Source organism: Phenylobacterium sp. (genome assembly GCF_036821595.1).
Taxonomy (GTDB): domain Bacteria; phylum Pseudomonadota; class Alphaproteobacteria; order Caulobacterales; family Caulobacteraceae; genus Phenylobacterium.
The window spans coordinates 1-16,070 of the sequence record NZ_DAISJG010000057.1 but is presented as its reverse complement, the minus strand read 5'-3'; the positions used below and the strand labels follow the sequence as shown (position 1 = coordinate 16,070).

Here is a 16,070-nt window from a genome sequence, read left to right as displayed (position 1 = left end):
GCCTCGGACGAGAGCTCCTACGTCAACGGCCAGACCATCGCCGTCGACGGCGGGCTTTCCACCTCCCACCCGGTCGTCCGCCGCAAGCGTTGATCTACCTCGTCCGCCACGGCCAGACCGCCTTCAACCGCGAGCGGCGGCTGCAGGGCCATGAGGACTCGCCGCTGACCGAGCTGGGCCGCCGCCAGGCAGAGGCGGTCGCCGGCCTGCTCGCCGCTCTGACCCGCGGCGAGCCCGGCTGGCGGGTGATCTCCAGTCCGCTGGGCCGCGCCCGGGACACCGCCACCGCCGTGGCCGCTGCGCTGGGCGCAGAGGTGGAGGAGGACCGGCGGCTGATCGAGCTCTCCTGGGGCGACTGGGACGGGCGGCTCCGGAGCGAGCTGGAGGCCGCCTGTCCGGACGCCTTCGGCCGCTCCGGCTGGGCCTTCGACGCGCCCACCGGGGAGACCTACGAGGCCGTCTGCGCGCGCATGGCCGACTGGCTGGACAGCCTGCCTCCGGAGCCGGAACGCCGTATCGTCGCCGTCAGCCACGGGGTGGCCGGCCGCGTGCTCCGCGGCGTCTACGCCGGCCTGCCGCGCGACCGCACGGTGGACCAGGACGTGCCGCAGGACGCCGTCTACCTGCTGAGCGGCGGAACCATCGCCCGCATCGACTGCGAGCCGCTGGACTAGGCGGCTAGTGGATCGAGCTGCGCCAGCGGCGGGGCCTCGGGACCGCCACCTGCCGCTCCGGCCCCAGCCAGTGCATCACCGCCAGGACCGCCACGGCAGCCACGGCCCCGAGCGCGAAGGCGCCCGCCGCGGCCATGGATATCCCCGCCGGCCCCACGCTCATCGGCCGCGGCGCCATCCAGTGCACCACCTCGCCGTTCGGCTCGCTGGGCAGGACGTCGTCGTAGTCCTCGTTCATGTGCTCGGTCATCGGGGTCGTCTCCGCCTTCCCTCTCGTGCCGCTAACCCGCGCGCATGGCAGGGGTTCCGCGCGCCCGCCCGCAAGGGTAGAAGCGGCGCGACCTCTTTCCTTGACCTGCCGCAACGGACCATGGCCGGACACTCAAAGTTCAAGAACATCATGCACCGCAAGGGCCGCGCCGACAGCGCCCGGTCCAAGCTGTTCTCCAAGCTCTCGCGCGAGATCACGGTGGCCGCCAAGGCGGGCCTGCCGGATCCGGCGATGAACTCGCGCCTTCGCCTGGCCGTGGCCAACGCCAAGGCCGAGTCCATGCCCAAGGACAACATCGACCGGGCGATCAAGAAGGCGTCCGGCGGCGAGGCGGAGACCTACGAGGAGATCCGCTACGAGGGCTTCGGCCCCGGGGGCGTGGGCGTCATCGTCGAGGTGCTGACCGACAACCGCAACCGCACCGCCTCCAACGTCCGCTCCACCTTCTCCAAGCACGGCGGCAACCTCGGCGAGACCGGTTCGGTGTCGTTCATGTGGGACCGCGTGGGCCAGATCGTCTACGGGCCCGAGGCCGGCTCCGAGGACAAGGTCATGGAAGCCGCCATCGAGGGCGGCGCCGACGACGTGGAGTCCGACGAGGACGGCCACACCATCTACACCGCCTTCGAACAGCTTTCCGACGTGGCCTCGGCGCTGGAGGCCAGCCTGGGCCCCGCCAAGTCCGCCGCCATCGCCTGGCGGCCCAAGGCCCGCACCCCTGTCGAGGGGGACGCGGCCGGCTCGCTCATGAAGCTGCTCGAGACCCTCGAGGACGACGACGACGTGCAGAACGTCTACTCGAACGAGGACATCGCGGCCGAGGAGCTGGAAAAGCTGGCGGGCTGATGGCGCGCAAGGACGATCCCCGCGTCACCGACCTCTCCCGCTACCGGCGGGCCCGGGAGGCCGCGCGCCGGGCCCCGCCGCCCAAGCCGAAGAGCCGGCGCGAACCCTTCCTGGGCGCGCGCCCCAGAGCCGGCCTGATCCTGGCGGCGGTGGTCTTCGTGGTCCTGGCGCTCTCCTTCGGCCAGCTGTTCCACTAGCTGCAACCGGCGCCGTGCGCAGGGGTTTAGCCCCGCATGGGCGACTGGTCGGTGATCCTCGTACAGTATGTGCTGCCGGTGGTCGGCGCGGCCGTGGCCGGGGCCCTTATCGGGCTGGAGCGGGAATACCGGGGCCGGCCGGCCGGCCTGCGCACCCACATCCTGGTCTGCCTCGCCTCGGCGCTGCTGATGCTGGCCGCCGTCCACCAGATGCGCTGGCTGTCCGATACGCCGGCCGACGTGGTCCGCATCGATCCCGTGCGCATGGCCCACGGCATCCTCACCGGCATCGGCTTCCTGTGCGGCGGGGTGATCTTCCGCCACGGCTTCTCGGTGCACGGCCTCACCACCGCCGCCTCCCTCTGGCTCACCTCGGCCCTCGGGACCCTCTACGGCGTCGGCTTCTACGGCCTGGCGATCGGCGGGACGCTCGCGACACTTGTGGTGCTGATCGTCCTGCGCGGCGTCGATAAGCGGCTGCCGAAGACCAGCATCCTGGACGTCGCCGTCCGGTACCGCCGAGGCGAGACCTTCCCGGAGCCGGCGTTCCGCGCCCTGGCCGGCGACGTGGGCATGACGCCGTCGGGAATCGGCCACAAGCTCCTGCAGGGCGGGGAGATGATCGAACTGTCCACGACCCTGCGCGGTGGAGCCGGAACCTCCGCCGAGGCCCTGTCCGAGCGGCTTTGCACAGATCCGCGGGTGGTGGAGTTCGAAGTCCGTCCGCGGGCGGACTAGCGGCGCCCCCGGCCGCCCATGTTCTTGCGCAGGATCGCCCAGATGATCAGCAGGAAGCCGGCCAGCCGCAGCAGGTAGACGCCGCTGAGGTTCTCGTCGGGGATGCCGAAGACCACCGGGACCGCCTGGTTGAGCGCCAGCAGGGCGAACCCCGCCGCGAAGGCCAGAAACAGGGTGTCCCGGGTACGCCGCCAGAACTTCAGGAAGTAGAGGCCCACGGCGAGGAACCCGACCGTGATCGCGCCGCCCATGTAGCCGACGATCGCCGGATCCTCGTTCATGACTCCACCTCGAAGGTGAAGCCGTAGAGCAGCACCGCCACGGCCGCCACCGAAGCCGCCTGCCGGAACGGCCAGAGATTGACGTGCGGGAACACGATCATGTCGCCCACCAGGAACAGGTTGTTCAGGGCCAGGAAGCCGAATCCGAGGGCGGCGTAGAGCAACAGCTTGCTGCGGCTGGCGAGATAGGACCTCAGGAGCAGCGCCGCGCAGAGGGCGCTGGTGATGAGGCAGAGTCCGAAGACGGCTGTGGGAGCCCAGTCTGTCACTTTGCGTCCCCCCTGAACTTGAATGCGTCGGCGAGGCCCTGCACGGGGTCGGGCGGCGCGGCGATCAGGTTGATGATGGCCACCGGGCGCTCCCGGTAGGCCGCTTCGAGTTCGCCGCACAGAGTGTCGAGAATCGGGCTGACCGGCGCGTAGCGGTAGCAGCCGGCGTCGTCGAGCACCACGATGCCGCCGCGCTGGAAGCGGCCGAGGTTGTCGGCGACCAGGGTCTGGCTGGCCCGGAGCTCACGCACCAGGTCGGCCGCGGCCCAGCAGCGCTCGGGGTCGCGCTTGAGCAGGAGCAGCAGCTCCAACGCCCATACCGAGCGCACGTGCTCACGCACGAACCCGCGGAGTTCCTGGTCTGAGGCCAAAACGCGCCCTTCACTTGAACAGCGGCCCGAACCTAACGGCTGAGGCGGGGGGATCAAGCTTGAGTGTGCCATTTTGTCGCAAGACTTGGCCGCGACCGCGGTCTGTGTCCAAGTGCCGAAAACCTCTGGGGGAAAAATGACACCGATCTTTCGAATCAGCCTGGCTGCCGCGGCCGCCCTGTCGCTCGGCGCCGGAGCCGCCCAGGCCGCCGAATTCGTGACCATCTCGCAGGAGACGCTCGTCGACGCGCCGGCGGAGGTCGCCTGGAAGAAGGTCGGCGGCTGGTGCGACATCGGCGCCTGGCTGAAGACCACCTGCGTGATCACGTCCGGCGGGGAGGAGATGGGCTCCGTGCGCCGCATCGCCGACCGGATCGACGAGTTGATGGTGGCCAAGACCGCCTGGTCCTATTCCTACAGCCAGCCCAAGAGCCCGATCGACTATCACGGCACTGTGGAGATCCGGCCGGAGGGGGCGGGCCGATCGAAGCTGATCTACACCCTGGTCTACGACGCCGAGCCGCTGAACACGCCGGAGGCCAAGGCCGCCGACCGCGAGCGGCGGGCGAAGATGTTCGCCGGGGTCCTGCAGACCATGAAGGGCATCGCCGAAGCCAGGTGACGCCGGCGGCGAAGCCGCGCCCGTGCAGGACGCGCGGCTTCGCCGTAGATTTTCACTGCGTGATGAATTAAGAACGGCGTTAGCTCAGCCTCGGAGGTTCCGATGGACGTGCTTGCCCGCCCACTGACGCCGCCTGCGCCCAGGCGCCTGTCACGCCCGATGCCCGCCTGGCGCCTCAACTGGGAGCTGACCAGGAACACCCACGCCGTCTGGGCCGAGCGGCACTTCGACGACCTCGTCACGCTGCTGCCGGCGCTCGGCATGAAGGTGCTGCTCGTCTCGGACCCGGATGGGATCCGTCACTACCTGACCACCGCCCAGGCGAAGTACCGGCGCCCGATCCCCGCCCGCCGGATCGTCCGGCCGATCACCGGCGACGGGGTGTTCCTCGCCGAGGGCCAGGTCTGGCGCCGGCAACGGCGGCTGCTTGCCCCGACCTTCACGCCGGCCAGCGTGGGCCTGCTCGTGCCGCACTTCCAGGACGCCGCCGAGGCGATGGTCCGCCGGCTGGACGGCAAGGCGAAGGCCGACCTCTCGGGCCTCTTCCAGGACGCCGCCCTCGACGCAGTGCTCCGGGCCCTGTTCTCCCTGCCCGACAGCGGCGAGCGGGCGGCGCTCGGGGCCATGGTGCGCGGCTACATCGAGAGCGTCGCCAATCCCAACACCTTGACGTCCTGGCCCAGGGCGACGAGGACTACGCCTTCGCCCAGCGCGGGCGGCTGCGCGCCGGCCGCGCCTGGATGGCGGCCGTCGACCGGCTGGTGGCGCAGCGCCGCCGGGAGGCCGCGCCCGCCGCCTCCCGCGACATGCTCGACCTGCTGCTTGCCGCCCGCGACGCCGAGACCGGCGAGGCGCTCGGGGACGGCGAGGTCCGCGACCAGGCGGCCACCATGCTGTTCGCCGGGTTCGAGACCACCGCGCGCCTGCTGTTCTGGGCGACCTGGCTGCTCGCCCTAGACCGGTTAGAGCAGGATCGGCTGCGGGCCGAGGTCGCCGCCTTCCCGCCGGATCGCGTCTCCGGGCTAGACGACCTGCAGAACTGGCCCCGGCTGCGCATGGTGCTGCTGGAGGCGCTCCGGCTCTATCCGCCGGGCGGGATGATCCTGAGGGAGGCCGTCGAGCCGGACGAGATCCTCGGCCACGCGATGTCGCCGGGCATGCACGCCTGGACCAGCATGTGGGTCCTGCACCGCCACCGCCGCTTCTGGGAGGAGCCCGAGGCCTTCCGCCCCGGGCGGTTCGCCGGCCAGTTCGCACCCTGGACGGCCGGCGGCGCCTACATGCCCTTCGGCGCGGGCCCGCGCATCTGCATCGGCGCGACCTTCGCGATGGCCGAGGCCAGCATCGTGCTCGCCAGCCTGCTGGCCCGCTACGAGGTGGCGCCGGCGGACAAGCGGCCGGTCCTGCCGGTGGGCAAGATGACCACCATGCCCGACCACGAGCCGCTGTTCACGCTGGCCCCCGCCTAGTTCGGGACCGGCGCCTGGTCCTCAGGGCCATCGGTCACGCGGTCCAGGGCGTCGTCGGCGCTCTTGGTGGCGGTGGCCGCCTGGGCCGCCTCCTGGCGCTTGGACTCGTCCAGCACCACCGCGGAGACGGCCTTGTTTTCGGGCGAGTTGCGGGCGCCGCCCGCCGTGTTGCAGGCGCTGAGCGGCAGCAGGGCCGCAAGGGTCAAGAGGGCGAGGCGCATGGACGAGGCTCCTTCAGGCCCCGTCCAACGCGCCGGCCCGGCCCTGGGCTCCCGCGTCTAGGCCGCCAGTTCGAACCGCCAGGGCTCCTGCCGGCCCTGGGCGGCGGCCAGCTGCGCCTCGGCGAACGCCCAGTTGGCGACGGTGTCGAACCACTGCTCCAGGAAGCCCTTACGGTCCTGCTTGTAGTCCAGGTAGTAGGCGTGCTCCCACAGGTCGCAGACCATCAGCGGCGTCTGGGCCTTGTCCGCCAGGGTGTCGCCGTCGTGGGTGTCCACGATCGCCAGCTTGCCGCCGTCGACCACCAGCCAGACCCAGCCCGACGCGAAGTGGCCCACGCCCGTCTCCACGAACTTCGCCTTCAGTCCGGCGAGGTCGCCGAACCCCTCGCCCACGAGCCGCATCAGCTCGCCGCCGGGCTCGCGGCGGTCGGGGGTCATGCAGGTCCAGAAGAAGGCGTGGTTCCAGGCCTGGCCGGCGTTGTTGAGCAGCTTGCGCTCCCCGCGCGCCTCCGCCTCGGCGATGATCTCCTCGAGGCTCCTGCCCTCCAGGCCCTTCTCGGCCGCGAGCTGGTTGGTCACCTCGACGTATTTCGCATGGTGCTTGTCGTGGTGCGTCCGCATGGTCGTCTCGGACACGGTGGGCTCCAGCGCATCGTACGCATAGGGCAGCGGCGGCAGCTTGATCATCGCCTGGCTCCTTCACTCTGGGGTTTTTCGGGTTCGCAGTTCAAACCCTTGCCGCGGCGGCCTGTTCCGTCCGGACGAAGCCGAGCACGCGGTGGAAGGTCTCCTCGGCGCTGAGGCCGGTGGTGTCAAACCGCAGGGTGGCGTCGCCGTCGCGGTCGATCAGCACCCGCCCGGTGCGCGCGCCGGTGAACTGCGCCGGGTCGGTGAGCTTGCGCCTGGCGGCCCGGTCGGGGGAGACGATCCGCCGGTCGAGTTCCTCGGGGTCGCAGTCCAGCACCACCACCAGCAGCCGCGAGCCGCGCCGCCGCGCCAGGTCGGCCCAGGCGTCCCAGTTCTCGTTGCCCCAGGCGGAGTCCGTCATGTGGGCGTTGGTGGCCACGACCGGCGTCGCAGGCGGCAGTTCGAGGACGCGCTGGAAGGCGATCGCCCGCATCGCCCGCAGCGTCTCGAAGTAGGCGTCCGACTTCAGCTCGGTGAGCGCCAGTGCCAGGTTGTAGATGGAGTGGTTGTCCACCAGCTTGCCGCCGATCGCTTCGGCAAGCCGCTGCCCGAGCGTGAGCTTGCCCGCGCCCGGATAGCCGTTGATGTGGACCAGCACCGACAAGGCGTCAGGCCCGCGGATAGAGGATGATCTGCGTGCAGCGGAAGGCGACCATCAGCCTGCCGGTCGCCGCGTCCTCGACGCGTGCGTCCCACACCTGGGTGGTGCGGCCGCCGTGCAGCAGCTCGGCCGTGCAGACCGCCTCGCCCGCCCGGAGCGTGCCGGTGAAGTTGCACTTCACCTCCGCGGTGGTGAAGCCGCTCGCGCCCTCCGGCCAGACGGTGGAGACGCCGTAGGCACAGAGGATGTCGGCGACCGACAGCACCGCGCCGTCCAACAGGTAGCCGGTGTGCGCCACCAGGTCCTCGCGCACCGGAAACCGCCCCACGACGCGGCCGTCGGCGACCTCGGTGATCTCGAGGCCGAGGTGGCCGGGAAGCTTGCCCTCGTTGGCCCGGTTCAGGCCCTCGACGGTGTTGCGGTTGGTCGTCGCCGGCATCTGCTGTCCCCCTTGCGCGAGTGACCTCCGCAAGGAGAGGCTCCGCCGCCGCCAGATTTAGGGCTAGGTTCGCGCCATGCGCACCCTTGCTCTCGTCGCGGCCCTGGCCGCCGTCCCGCTCGCCGCCCCCTTCGCCGCCCAGGCCCAGTCCTCCGCCCCGATCGACCCGGCGAAGCTCTCCGGACACACCCGCGTCCTGGCGGGCCCCGAGTTCCACGGCCGCGCGCCCGGCGGGCCGGGCGAGCAGCCTACGGTCGACTATGTGGTCGCCCAGTTCAAGGCGCTGGGCCTGAAGCCGGCGGGCGACGACGGCGGCTGGACCCAGGCCGTGCCGCTGATCCGCACCCAGGTCCAGCCCGACCCGAAGATTACGCTCAGCGTCGGCGGCCAGGCCCAGGCGCTGACCCAGAACAAGGAGGTCCGCCTTCACGCCCTGCGCCCCGACCCGCGGGTGCAGGTGACCGACGCTCCGCTGGTCTGGGTGGGCTACGGCGTGACCGCCCCCGAGCGCGGCTGGGACGACTTCAAGGGCGTGGACCTGAACGGCAAGGTCGCCCTCTTCCTGATCAACGACCCCGACTTCGAGGCCGAGGCCTCCGACCCCGTCGCCGGCCAGTTCGGCGGCAAGGCGGCGACCTACTACGCGCGGTGGACCTACAAGTACGAGGAGGCCGTCCGTCGGGGCGCGGTGGGGGCCCTGATCGTCCACGAGACGGCCGGCGCCGCCTACGGCTGGTCCACCGTCACCGCCTCCAACGGCGAGAGCTTCGACGTGCAGCGCGCCGACCCCGCGAAGGAGAAGCTGGCCTTCGAGGGCTGGATCCAGCGCGACCTCGCCGTCGACCTGTTCCGCCGCGCCGGCCTCGACTTCGAGGCCGAGAAGGTCCGCGCCCGCACCGCCGCCTTCACGCCGGTGGCGCTCAAGGACGCCACGGTCTCGGTGGACCTCAACGTCGCCTCCGAAAAGCTGATGAGCCGCAACATCCTCGCCGCCCTGCCGGGGAAGACGCGGCCGCGGGAGAGCATCATGTACGCCGCCCACTGGGACGGCTACGGCGTAGGCCCCGCGGACGCCCAGGGGCAGACCGTGCGACCCGGTGCGCTGGACGACGCCATCGGCGTGGGCGGGGTGATCGAGATCGCCCGGGCCTTCGTCGAGGGGCCCCGGCCCGACCGGACCATTGTGTTCGCCGCCTGGACCGCCGAGGAGCGCGGCCTGCTGGGCTCCGAATACTACGCCGAGAACCCGAGCTATCCCCTGGCCTCCACGGTCGCCAACTTCACCCTCGACGTGCTGCAGCCGCTGGGCCCGTCCCGGGACGTGGTCCTGGTGGGCGCCGGCCAGAACGAGCTGGAGCAGCACCTGGCCTACGCCGCCGCGCGCCAGACCCGCGTGGTGACGCCGGACGCGCGTCCCGACCGGGCGCTGTTCTACCGGGCCGACCACTTCTCGCTGGCCAAGCGCGGCGTGCCGGTCCTGCTCCTGATGGCTCTGGGCGGCGCGCCGGACCTCGTGGAGGGCGGCCGGGCCGCGGGGGACCGCTGGGTCGCGGAGTACACGGCCCGCTGCTACCACCAGACCTGCGACGCCTGGAGCGCCGACTGGGACCTGCGCGGCGCGGCCCAGGACGTGGCCCTGGTCTACGAGGCCGGCCGCATGCTGGCGACCTCGCGCCGCTGGCCGCAGTGGAACGCGGGATCCGAGTTCAAGGCGGTCCGCGACCGCACCGCCAGCCAGCGTAAATAGCCTCCACACGAAAAGGTCCGTGGCCGGGCGCGGTCCGTGTGGATCGCGCCCGGCCACGGCGGAGCCTGGTCCGGAAGAAAGCGGCCGCGCCCGCCGCCCGACGCCATTTGGGGCTGGAGACGGGACGGCGTGCGGCCAACTTCGGCGGCCATCCGGGGAGGAGGACGCCGCCAGGTCCGGTCAGGACCGAAGCATGAAGGCAACCAGGCCGAAGAGCAGAGCGAGAAGCAGGCAGAGGACCGGCAGGCTGCGCCACAGCCAATCCCCCAGCAGTGTCGCGCGCCGTTCTCCACCCGTCATCGCACCCACTCCTCGGCTGGCGATGGCAGGATGGCCGGAGGAGGTGCGACGGGATGTGACCCCGGTCACAGACACCGCCTCCGGCGCCGCCGGCTCACGACTGCAGCATGAAGCCCACGATCCCGCTCAGCGAGGCGATCATCAGCAGCAGAACCATCATGTTCCGCCAGACGATCTCGACCCTGGTCGTGCCCCGACGATGATGACGCATGGCGACGCTCCCCTTCCTCATTCCCCGACGGAGGATCGCGGCGCAGGCCGTCCCGGGATGTGATCTGGGTCACAGCCGCGTCGTGGGCGCGGGGCTCCGGATGTGGTTTAGATGGCGGAGATTCATGCCCGTCACCCCGCCCTTCTCCGCATCCGACGCCGATTACGACGCCTGGGTCCGCACCGAGGTCGCCCACTGGCGCGAGCGCGTGCTGAAACACGCCGGCCCCCTAGACCGCGCCGCCCGCGGGCTGCAGCAGCGGATCAACCGCGCCATCCCCGAGCGGGTGCACCAGGCGGTCACCGCCGTGATCGAGCGGCTGACCCGGACCCTCCTGACCGGCGCGGACCTGACCACGGGCGAGCCGCTGGCCGGGCTAAGCCTGCGCGAGCGGGACGAGCGGGCCCGGCGGGCCATCGAGGGCTACCGCAACGCCGCCGCCGTCGAGGGCGGCGTCACCGGGGCGGGCGGCTTCTGGATGGCCATGGCCGACTTCCCGGCCCTGCTCACCCTGAAGATCAAGCTGCTGTTCGACCTGGCCGCGATCTACGGAAAGTCGGGGGAGGACTTCGCCGAGCGGCTGTTCCTGCTGCACATCTTCCAGCTGGCCTTCTCCGGCCCCGACCACCGCGCCGACGTCTTCCACGCCATGCAGGACTGGGACGCCCGGCCCCACCCGTCGTCCTACGAGGCCTTCGACTGGCGGCGCTTCCAGCAGGAGTACCGCGACTACATCGACCTGGCGAAGCTCGCCCAGATGATCCCGGTGATCGGCGCCCCGGTCGGCGCCGTGGTCAACTGGCGGCTCACCGAGCGGCTGGGAGAGACGGCGATGAACGCCTACCGCCTGCGGGCGCTGGCATGAGGATCCTGGTCCTCGCGGCCGCCGTGCTCCTGGCCGCCGCCGCGCCCCAGCGCCTGACCGACGCCGGCGTCCGCGCGTTCGTCGCCCGCCAGGAGCGGGCGTGGAACGCCGGCGACGTGGACGCCTGGGCCGCCCTCTTCACGCCCGACGCCCGCTTCACCGACCAGGCCCGCAGCGGCGGCGAGATGGTCGCCTACGGGACCAGCACCCTTCCCCAGGCCCGCGGCCAGGCGCAGCGGTTCTTCTCACAGTCTCAGGTCCGCGAGAGCGGACAGGTCCAGCGGATAGAGATCCAGCCCGACGGCCGCTCGGCCCGGGTCGTCACGCGCAAGGTCTCGCGCATCTCCACCGGCGGCCGGGTCCGCCTCTCCTGCGCCGACAGCGTCCAGACACTGGTCCTCGGCGGCGGGCGCATCCTCTCCCGCGGCCGGACCGACACCCTCTACCGCTGCCCGCGCTGAGCGCCGGTGCGGTCCCACGCCCGCCTCACGTGCAGCTGCTGGCCAGGGCCAGCAACCCGCCCATCAGCGCGCACAGGGCGAGCGCGCCCACGAAGTCCGACCACACCGTCCGGCGCCAGCCCTCGTCGTCCTCGAGCGCCACGCCCGCGAGCCAGGATCCGTCCCGGCGTCCGCTGACCACCATCTCACCCACTCCCGAACAGCCCCGCGCCCGGGGCACGGACGCCGGCCCGGTTATCGCCCCGCGGCCGGGGCTCCCCTGTGACGCGAGTCACACGCCGGGACCTGCCGGATTCCGTCGCTCAAAGTTCGCCGAACAGGCGCGGCCATTCTTGCGTTTGTGCGGCGCAACACCCATTCTCCGCCGCTTCCCGAAAGGGGGCGTCCACGTCAAGGGACGGAAGTGGGCTGGAGGCGGAGTTGCCGAGCAGAAAGGTCGAGCGGAGGCTGGCCGCCATCCTGGCCGCCGACGTGGCCGGCTACAGCCGGCTCGTCTCGGCGGACGAGGAAGGCACGCTGCGCCAGTTCGCGGGCCACCTGCGCGAGGTGATCGAGCCCGCCGTGGACGAGCACGGCGGCCGGGTCTTCAAGACCACCGGCGACGGCCTGCTCGTGGAGTTCGCCAGTGCGGTCAGCGCGCTGCGCTGCGCCATCGCCATCCAGGAGGGGGTCACCGAGCGCAATCGCCCGGTCCTGCCCGACATCCGGCTCGAGTTCCGCATCGGGATTCACACCGCCGACGTGGTCATCGAGGCCGGCGACATCTTCGGCGACGGGGTGAACGTGGCCGCCCGCCTCGAGGCCATGGCCGACCCCGGCGGCATCTGCGTGTCCGCCCGCGTGCAGGAGGACACCCACGGCCGCCTCGAAGTGGGTTTCGAGGACCTCGGCGAGCAGCGGCTGAAGAACATTCCGCGCCCGGTGCGCGCCTATCGGATCCGACAGGAGGGCGCCGACGGCAGGGGCGACACCCGCCGCAGCCTGCCGCTGCCGGCCAAGCCCTCTATCGCCGTCCTGCCGTTCCACAACATGAGCGGCGACCCGGAGCAGGAATACTTCGTCGACGCCGTGAGCGAGGACATCGTCATGGCGCTCTCGCGCTGGCGCTGGTTCTTCGTGATCGCCCGCGAGTCCAGCTTCACCTACAAGGACCGCAGCGTGGAGCCCGGCCGCATCGGCGAGGAGCTGGGCGTCCGCTACATCCTGGAAGGCAGCGTCCGGCGGTCCGGGCAGCGTGTGCGGGTCACCGCCCTCCTGCTCGAGGCCGCCACCGGCGCCCACCTGTGGGCCGACACCTTCGACCGGGAGATGGTCGACATCTTCCGCCTGCAGGACGAGATCACCGAGCAGGTGGTCGGCGCCATAGAGCCCGCCATGCTGCACTCGGAAGGCGCCCGGATCGCGCGCAAGAACCTCGGCGACCTGACCGCCTTCGACTGCTTCCAGCGCGGCATGTGGCGCCTGAACCAGGTGTCGGAGGAAGGCTACCATGCCGCCCTCGACCTGTTCCGGCAGGCGATCGATCGCGACCCCGACCTGGCGCTGGCCCACATCGGCCTCGCCCGAGCGCTCTACGGCGGCGCGGTCTACGGCTGGTCGCAGACCGGCAAGGACGACCTGCTGGAAGCCTACGACAGCGCCCACACCGCGATCCGCCTGGACCCGCGCGACGCCTACGGGCACTTCGCCGCCGCCGGCGCGGCCCTCTACCTGGGCCGGCACCGTGAAGCCCTGGAGGAGGCGCGCAAGACCATCGCGCTGAACGCCAACTTCGCCTTCGGCCATTTCCGGCTGGGCCAGGTGCTGGTCTATTCCGGCCGGGCGCGCGAGGCGATCGCCCCCATTGAGCGTAGTCTGCGCTACAGCCCCTACGACCCGCAGCTCGGCCCCATGCACCGGATGCTGGCGCTCGCCCACTTCCACGCCGGCGATTTCCAGGAGGCGGTGGCCCAGGCGGAAGCCGCCATCCGCCTGAACGACGTCGCCGCCACGCGGCTGCTGGCGGCGGCGCTGGCGCGGCTCGGACGGATCGAGGACGCGGCCAAGGTCTATCCCTCGGAACTGCGCGGCCGGCTGCGCGGGCGGTTGGGGCACCCCCTGCCCTACGCGAACCCCGCCGACCGCGAGGCGCTGGTCGAAGCCGTGCGCCTGGCGACCGACGCGGCCGCCTACGAGGCTAGCCCTTGATGGGGTGGGCGTCGTCCGGATATCGGCTCTTGATCAGGACCGTGATCCCGCCCTTGGTCGTCTTGGTGTCCGGCGCCTGCCACACGGTCATCTCGTAGTCGTAGTTCGGCGCCCAGGCGAAGGTCACCTGGGTCGGCGGGCTGGTCGACAGGGCATGGTGGATGATCGCCCTGAGCCCCGTGCGGATCCCGAGCGGCATGTCCTTCAGCAGTTCCTGCCACGCGGAGATGAGCTGGGGATGGGCCTCCATCAGGAAGCCGTAGTCGGGGTCCGTCCCCGGCGCGAACATGTCCTTGCGCTTGGCCAAGTCGCGGATCTTGTCGCGGCCCATGTGAACATTAAGCTCACCCAGCACCGTCTGCAGCATCGGCATCGGCCGTCCCCCTCTGTCCCGTCGTTGATTCGCCCCAAACGGGAAAACAATGGTCCGGAATTCGCCTGATGTCAGCCGCTCAGCCGCTCGCGGACCACGCCCTGCAGGCGATCTGCCGAAAGCACGCGCACGCCGGACGGCGTCTTCTCGACCCAGCCCTCCAGCATCCAGTCGCGCAGCTTGCGGTTCACCTTCTCGCGGCTGACACCCACCCGCCTCGCCATCTCGGTCTGGGTGAGCGCGATCAGGCCGCGGGTGTTCTGCTCGGCCAGCAGCAGGCGGGCGAGCCGTCCGCCCAGGTCGAGCGCCGAACGGGCCTCGAGGTCCGCGTTGGTCGCCCGCAGCCGGCGGCTGAGCTCCGCCACCAGGGCGACGGCCGCCTTGGGCTCGGATTCCAGCACCTCCAGCAGGGCGGCGCGGGGAATCCGCCACAGCCGCGTGCGCCGCGTGGCGATCAGGTCGGCGGAGCGCGGGCCACCGTCGAGCACGGCCATCTCGCCCACCACCGAGCCGCGGCCCAGCGCCGTCAGCCGGATCTCGCGACCGCCGACCGTGGTGGAGCGGACCTCCACCTCGCCGTCGAGCACCACGAACACCGCATCGCCCGGGTCGCCCTCCTGGGCCAGCAGGGCGCCAGCCGACAGCGCCACCGGCGCGCCGCGCCGGGCGAGCGTCGCCCCGGCCGCCGGCGAGATGTGCCGGAGGACCTCGCTGGCCGCCAGGGCCGAGCGCACCTGCTCGAAGTCTTCCGTCCCTTGGGACGCCACGCACGCCTCCAGCCCCAAATCCGGAGTTGGCCTAGCATGCCTTGATCTTCGCGGCCGGGCCATCCCGGCCGCGAAGTTCCAGTGCAGGTTCTGCACGACAGGCTGCCGGTCAGCGCGCCGGGCGGTCGCCCAGCGCCATCTGCCGGGCCCGGGCAGGCTGGTGCAGATGGCGGACGCGCGGGGCGTCCAGGGCCTCGACGGCCTTGTCCGTCATGCGGTTCTCGCAGGCGTCGCGGCCGCTGCGCGGCACGGGGCCGTGCCAGCGGTTGTCCGGCGCGCAGAACTCGCCGGCCGCGGCGCGGATCCGGCGAAGCGCGGCGCGGGCGCCGCCCTTGGTCTGCACGTCCAGGTCGCTGACCCGCACGATCATCAGGTCGGTCGTCGCGCTCGCAGCGCCCCCGGCCAGCAGGGTCGCCGCGGCCGCTGCGGCGGCCATCATGGTCTTCGTCTTCATCGAATTGCTCCTCGGTACATGTCGCCTCGTCGCGACGATCCGAGAGGTAAGGCGAAGCTTGGCGGCCGGCTGTGACGCCTGTCACCGGCCGGGAGCCCGTTCCGGAATTCCTGCGCTTGCGGACACCCTTGGGCAGGCGGGCCGGCCGGTCTAACGTCGCCCCATGCAGACCCGCCGCACCCTCCTCGCCATGCCCCTGGCGCTCGCCGCCGCGCCCGCCTTCGCCCAGGCCGCCCCCACCGTCAGGGTCGCCCTGACCACGGCCGAGGGCGTCATCATGCTCGAGCTGGAGCAGGCCAAGGCGCCCATCACCGTCGGCAACTTCCTGAAGTACGTGGACCGGAAACTCTACGACGGGGCGGCCTTCTACCGGGCCTCCACCCCGCCCGGCGGACCCAAGACCTTCGGCCTGCTGCAGGGCGGCCTGCAGAACGATCCGAAGAAGGTGCTGCCGCCCATCGCCCACGAGAGCACGATCAAGACCGGCCTGACCCACACCGACGGGACCATCTCCATGGGCCGCCATGCGCCGGGCACCGCCCAGGCCGACTGGTTCATCTGCGTCGGCGACCAGCCCTACCTCGACGCGGACCCCAAGGATCCGAAGAACCCCGGCTTCGCAGCCTTCGGGCGGGTTGTCGAGGGCATGGACGTCGTGAAGACCCTCCTCGCCCTGCCGGTGGACCCGAAGCGCGGAGAAGGCTCGATGAAAGGGGAGATGCTGGTGACGCCCGTCCGCATCGTCTCCGCGCGCCGGGTCGCTCCCTAAGCCACCGCGCTCAGGTCGTCGCTCTCGCGCGAGAGGGCCCGGGCCAGCGCCGTCAGCAGGCCCGCGGCGGTGATCGGCATGGGCATGTGCAGGTCGGCGCCGGCGGCCACAGCCTCGGCGGCGGCGGCCCCGTCCTTGGACACCGCGAGGATTGGCGTGCGGCGCTGGCCGGCCTCGGCCTCGGTGCGGCGGACGACGCGGATGCCGTTCAGGCCGTCGCCCATCTCCACGTTCATCAGGATCAGGTCGA

23 protein-coding genes and 2 pseudogenes are annotated in these 16,070 nt (G+C 71.6%); 12 read left to right on the top strand and 13 right to left on the bottom strand.

What is annotated here, in order from left to right:
* The first annotated feature begins 89 nt into the window (after nt 1–89).
* Nucleotides 90–674, top strand: a complete 585-nt coding sequence (locus V7Z97_RS16740; RefSeq protein ID WP_334164577.1) for a histidine phosphatase family protein — start codon at nt 90–92, stop codon at nt 672–674.
* A 4-nt stretch (nt 675–678) separates the two neighbouring features.
* Here V7Z97_RS16740 and V7Z97_RS16735 read toward each other — a convergent pair whose 3' ends face one another.
* Nucleotides 679–924 carry a hypothetical protein gene (locus V7Z97_RS16735; protein WP_334164576.1) on the bottom strand — a complete coding sequence of 82 codons (246 nt, stop codon included), beginning with the start codon at nt 922–924 and terminating at the stop codon, nt 679–681.
* Nucleotides 925–1,044: 120 nt separating this feature from the next.
* Here V7Z97_RS16735 and V7Z97_RS16730 point away from each other — a divergent pair, with 120 nt between their 5' ends.
* Genes V7Z97_RS16730 through V7Z97_RS16720 form a run of 3 tightly spaced genes read left to right on the top strand, consistent with a single transcriptional unit; the run spans nt 1,045 to nt 2,726 of the window.
* Entirely contained in the window at nt 1,045–1,791 is a 747-nt protein-coding gene (locus V7Z97_RS16730) for a YebC/PmpR family DNA-binding transcriptional regulator (protein WP_334164575.1), read from the top strand.
* Entirely contained in the window at nt 1,791–1,988 is a 198-nt protein-coding gene (locus V7Z97_RS16725) for a hypothetical protein (RefSeq protein ID WP_334164574.1), read from the top strand. Before V7Z97_RS16730 ends, V7Z97_RS16725 begins: the two co-directional genes overlap by 1 nt.
* Nucleotides 1,989–2,024: 36 nt before the next feature.
* Complete coding sequence (locus tag V7Z97_RS16720) at nt 2,025–2,726, top strand: MgtC/SapB family protein (protein ID WP_334164573.1); 702 nt, start codon at nt 2,025–2,027, stop codon at nt 2,724–2,726.
* On the opposite strand, the gene V7Z97_RS16715 is transcribed toward V7Z97_RS16720, so the two are convergent.
* The 3 genes from V7Z97_RS16715 to V7Z97_RS16705 are packed head-to-tail and all read right to left on the bottom strand — an operon-like array spanning nt 2,723 to nt 3,617.
* On the bottom strand, nt 2,723–3,007 hold the full coding sequence (locus tag V7Z97_RS16715; protein ID WP_334164572.1) for a DUF5985 family protein: 285 nt from the start codon (nt 3,005–3,007) through the stop codon (nt 2,723–2,725). The genes V7Z97_RS16720 and V7Z97_RS16715 overlap by 4 nt on opposite strands.
* Complete coding sequence (locus V7Z97_RS16710) at nt 3,004–3,276, bottom strand: DUF5985 family protein (RefSeq protein ID WP_334164571.1); 273 nt, start codon at nt 3,274–3,276, stop codon at nt 3,004–3,006. The genes V7Z97_RS16715 and V7Z97_RS16710 overlap by 4 nt, the downstream gene beginning before the upstream one ends.
* Nucleotides 3,273–3,617, bottom strand: a complete 345-nt coding sequence (locus tag V7Z97_RS16705) for a hypothetical protein (RefSeq protein ID WP_334164570.1) — start codon at nt 3,615–3,617, stop codon at nt 3,273–3,275. Before V7Z97_RS16705 ends, V7Z97_RS16710 begins: the two co-directional genes overlap by 4 nt.
* A 166-nt stretch (nt 3,618–3,783) precedes the next feature.
* Here V7Z97_RS16705 and V7Z97_RS16700 point away from each other — a divergent pair, with 166 nt between their 5' ends.
* From V7Z97_RS16700 to V7Z97_RS16690, 3 genes and pseudogenes are all read left to right on the top strand, one after another.
* Nucleotides 3,784–4,269 carry an SRPBCC family protein gene (locus tag V7Z97_RS16700; protein WP_334164569.1) on the top strand — a complete coding sequence of 162 codons (486 nt, stop codon included), beginning with the start codon at nt 3,784–3,786 and terminating at the stop codon, nt 4,267–4,269.
* A gap of 102 nt (nt 4,270–4,371) precedes the next feature.
* Nucleotides 4,372–4,860, top strand: a pseudogene (locus V7Z97_RS16695) (cytochrome P450); the annotation flags it as partial.
* Nucleotides 4,861–5,009: 149 nt separating this feature from the next.
* Nucleotides 5,010–5,738 (top strand): cytochrome P450, encoded by a 729-nt coding sequence (locus V7Z97_RS16690; protein WP_334164568.1) that lies wholly within the window; start codon nt 5,010–5,012, stop codon nt 5,736–5,738.
* On the opposite strand, the gene V7Z97_RS16685 is transcribed toward V7Z97_RS16690, so the two are convergent.
* The 4 genes from V7Z97_RS16685 to V7Z97_RS16670 are packed head-to-tail and all read right to left on the bottom strand — an operon-like array spanning nt 5,735 to nt 7,686.
* A complete protein-coding gene (locus V7Z97_RS16685) occupies nt 5,735–5,959 on the bottom strand; it encodes a hypothetical protein (protein ID WP_334164567.1) in 225 nt (74 codons plus the stop codon). The genes V7Z97_RS16690 and V7Z97_RS16685 overlap by 4 nt on opposite strands.
* 57 nt (nt 5,960–6,016) lie before the next feature.
* Nucleotides 6,017–6,646 carry a superoxide dismutase gene (locus V7Z97_RS16680; protein WP_334164566.1) on the bottom strand — a complete coding sequence of 210 codons (630 nt, stop codon included), beginning with the start codon at nt 6,644–6,646 and terminating at the stop codon, nt 6,017–6,019.
* Between the two features lie 40 nt (nt 6,647–6,686).
* Nucleotides 6,687–7,244 carry an AAA family ATPase gene (locus V7Z97_RS16675; RefSeq protein ID WP_334164578.1) on the bottom strand — a complete coding sequence of 186 codons (558 nt, stop codon included), beginning with the start codon at nt 7,242–7,244 and terminating at the stop codon, nt 6,687–6,689.
* 10 nt (nt 7,245–7,254) lie between these two features.
* Nucleotides 7,255–7,686, bottom strand: coding sequence for a PaaI family thioesterase (locus V7Z97_RS16670; RefSeq protein WP_334164565.1), 432 nt, complete (start codon nt 7,684–7,686; stop codon nt 7,255–7,257).
* Between the two features lie 76 nt (nt 7,687–7,762).
* Between V7Z97_RS16670 and V7Z97_RS16665 the strand changes: the two genes are divergently transcribed.
* From V7Z97_RS16665 to V7Z97_RS16655, 3 genes are all read left to right on the top strand, one after another.
* Nucleotides 7,763–9,433, top strand: a complete 1,671-nt coding sequence (locus V7Z97_RS16665; protein ID WP_334164564.1) for a M28 family metallopeptidase — start codon at nt 7,763–7,765, stop codon at nt 9,431–9,433.
* 635 nt (nt 9,434–10,068) lie between these two features.
* Entirely contained in the window at nt 10,069–10,809 is a 741-nt protein-coding gene (locus V7Z97_RS16660) for an EcsC family protein (protein WP_334164563.1), read from the top strand.
* Complete coding sequence (locus V7Z97_RS16655; RefSeq protein ID WP_334164562.1) at nt 10,806–11,270, top strand: nuclear transport factor 2 family protein; 465 nt, start codon at nt 10,806–10,808, stop codon at nt 11,268–11,270. Before V7Z97_RS16660 ends, V7Z97_RS16655 begins: the two co-directional genes overlap by 4 nt.
* Nucleotides 11,271–11,295: 25 nt before the next feature.
* On the opposite strand, the gene V7Z97_RS16650 is transcribed toward V7Z97_RS16655, so the two are convergent.
* On the bottom strand, nt 11,296–11,454 hold the full coding sequence (locus V7Z97_RS16650) for a hypothetical protein (RefSeq protein ID WP_334164561.1): 159 nt from the start codon (nt 11,452–11,454) through the stop codon (nt 11,296–11,298).
* Nucleotides 11,455–11,690: 236 nt separating this feature from the next.
* Between V7Z97_RS16650 and V7Z97_RS16645 the strand changes: the two genes are divergently transcribed.
* Nucleotides 11,691–13,457, top strand: coding sequence for an adenylate/guanylate cyclase domain-containing protein (locus V7Z97_RS16645; protein ID WP_334164560.1), 1,767 nt, complete (start codon nt 11,691–11,693; stop codon nt 13,455–13,457).
* Here the strand turns inward: V7Z97_RS16645 and V7Z97_RS16640 are convergent.
* The 3 genes from V7Z97_RS16640 to V7Z97_RS16630 all read right to left on the bottom strand — a co-directional run bounded on the left by V7Z97_RS16640 (nt 13,447) and on the right by V7Z97_RS16630 (nt 15,051).
* Nucleotides 13,447–13,830: a hypothetical protein gene (locus V7Z97_RS16640; protein WP_334164559.1), complete on the bottom strand. Its 384-nt coding sequence runs from the start codon at nt 13,828–13,830 to the stop codon at nt 13,447–13,449. The two genes, V7Z97_RS16645 and V7Z97_RS16640, sit on opposite strands and share 11 nt — an antisense overlap.
* Nucleotides 13,831–13,901: 71 nt before the next feature.
* On the bottom strand, nt 13,902–14,597 hold the full coding sequence (locus V7Z97_RS16635) for a Crp/Fnr family transcriptional regulator (RefSeq protein ID WP_334164558.1): 696 nt from the start codon (nt 14,595–14,597) through the stop codon (nt 13,902–13,904).
* A 109-nt stretch (nt 14,598–14,706) separates the two neighbouring features.
* Nucleotides 14,707–15,051: a UrcA family protein gene (locus tag V7Z97_RS16630; protein WP_334164557.1), complete on the bottom strand. Its 345-nt coding sequence runs from the start codon at nt 15,049–15,051 to the stop codon at nt 14,707–14,709.
* A gap of 163 nt (nt 15,052–15,214) precedes the next feature.
* Between V7Z97_RS16630 and V7Z97_RS16625 the strand changes: the two genes are divergently transcribed.
* Nucleotides 15,215–15,820, top strand: a complete 606-nt coding sequence (locus V7Z97_RS16625; protein WP_334164556.1) for a peptidylprolyl isomerase — start codon at nt 15,215–15,217, stop codon at nt 15,818–15,820.
* On the opposite strand, the pseudogene V7Z97_RS16620 reads toward V7Z97_RS16625, so the two are convergent.
* Nucleotides 15,817–16,070, bottom strand: a pseudogene (locus V7Z97_RS16620) (hypothetical protein); the annotation flags it as partial. The gene V7Z97_RS16625 and the pseudogene V7Z97_RS16620 sit on opposite strands and share 4 nt — an antisense overlap.

Coding starts and splice junctions, on each gene's coding strand:
- V7Z97_RS16650 (WP_334164561.1), bottom strand. CDS start 11,454: ATGGTGGTCAGCGGACGCCGGGACGGATCCTGGCTCGCGGGCGTGGCG.
- V7Z97_RS16735 (WP_334164576.1), bottom strand. CDS start 924: ATGACCGAGCACATGAACGAGGACTACGACGACGTCCTGCCCAGCGAG.
- V7Z97_RS16700 (WP_334164569.1), top strand. CDS start 3,784: ATGACACCGATCTTTCGAATCAGCCTGGCTGCCGCGGCCGCCCTGTCG.
- V7Z97_RS16655 (WP_334164562.1), top strand. CDS start 10,806: ATGAGGATCCTGGTCCTCGCGGCCGCCGTGCTCCTGGCCGCCGCCGCG.
- V7Z97_RS16665 (WP_334164564.1), top strand. CDS start 7,763: ATGCGCACCCTTGCTCTCGTCGCGGCCCTGGCCGCCGTCCCGCTCGCC.
- V7Z97_RS16630 (WP_334164557.1), bottom strand. CDS start 15,051: ATGAAGACGAAGACCATGATGGCCGCCGCAGCGGCCGCGGCGACCCTG.
- V7Z97_RS16660 (WP_334164563.1), top strand. CDS start 10,069: ATGCCCGTCACCCCGCCCTTCTCCGCATCCGACGCCGATTACGACGCC.
- V7Z97_RS16670 (WP_334164565.1), bottom strand. CDS start 7,686: ATGCCGGCGACGACCAACCGCAACACCGTCGAGGGCCTGAACCGGGCC.
- V7Z97_RS16715 (WP_334164572.1), bottom strand. CDS start 3,007: ATGAACGAGGATCCGGCGATCGTCGGCTACATGGGCGGCGCGATCACG.
- V7Z97_RS16685 (WP_334164567.1), bottom strand. CDS start 5,959: ATGCGCCTCGCCCTCTTGACCCTTGCGGCCCTGCTGCCGCTCAGCGCC.
- V7Z97_RS16725 (WP_334164574.1), top strand. CDS start 1,791: ATGGCGCGCAAGGACGATCCCCGCGTCACCGACCTCTCCCGCTACCGG.
- V7Z97_RS16690 (WP_334164568.1), top strand. CDS start 5,010: ATGGCGGCCGTCGACCGGCTGGTGGCGCAGCGCCGCCGGGAGGCCGCG.
- V7Z97_RS16625 (WP_334164556.1), top strand. CDS start 15,215: ATGCAGACCCGCCGCACCCTCCTCGCCATGCCCCTGGCGCTCGCCGCC.
- V7Z97_RS16730 (WP_334164575.1), top strand. CDS start 1,045: ATGGCCGGACACTCAAAGTTCAAGAACATCATGCACCGCAAGGGCCGC.
- V7Z97_RS16640 (WP_334164559.1), bottom strand. CDS start 13,830: ATGCCGATGCTGCAGACGGTGCTGGGTGAGCTTAATGTTCACATGGGC.
- V7Z97_RS16720 (WP_334164573.1), top strand. CDS start 2,025: ATGGGCGACTGGTCGGTGATCCTCGTACAGTATGTGCTGCCGGTGGTC.
- V7Z97_RS16680 (WP_334164566.1), bottom strand. CDS start 6,646: ATGATCAAGCTGCCGCCGCTGCCCTATGCGTACGATGCGCTGGAGCCC.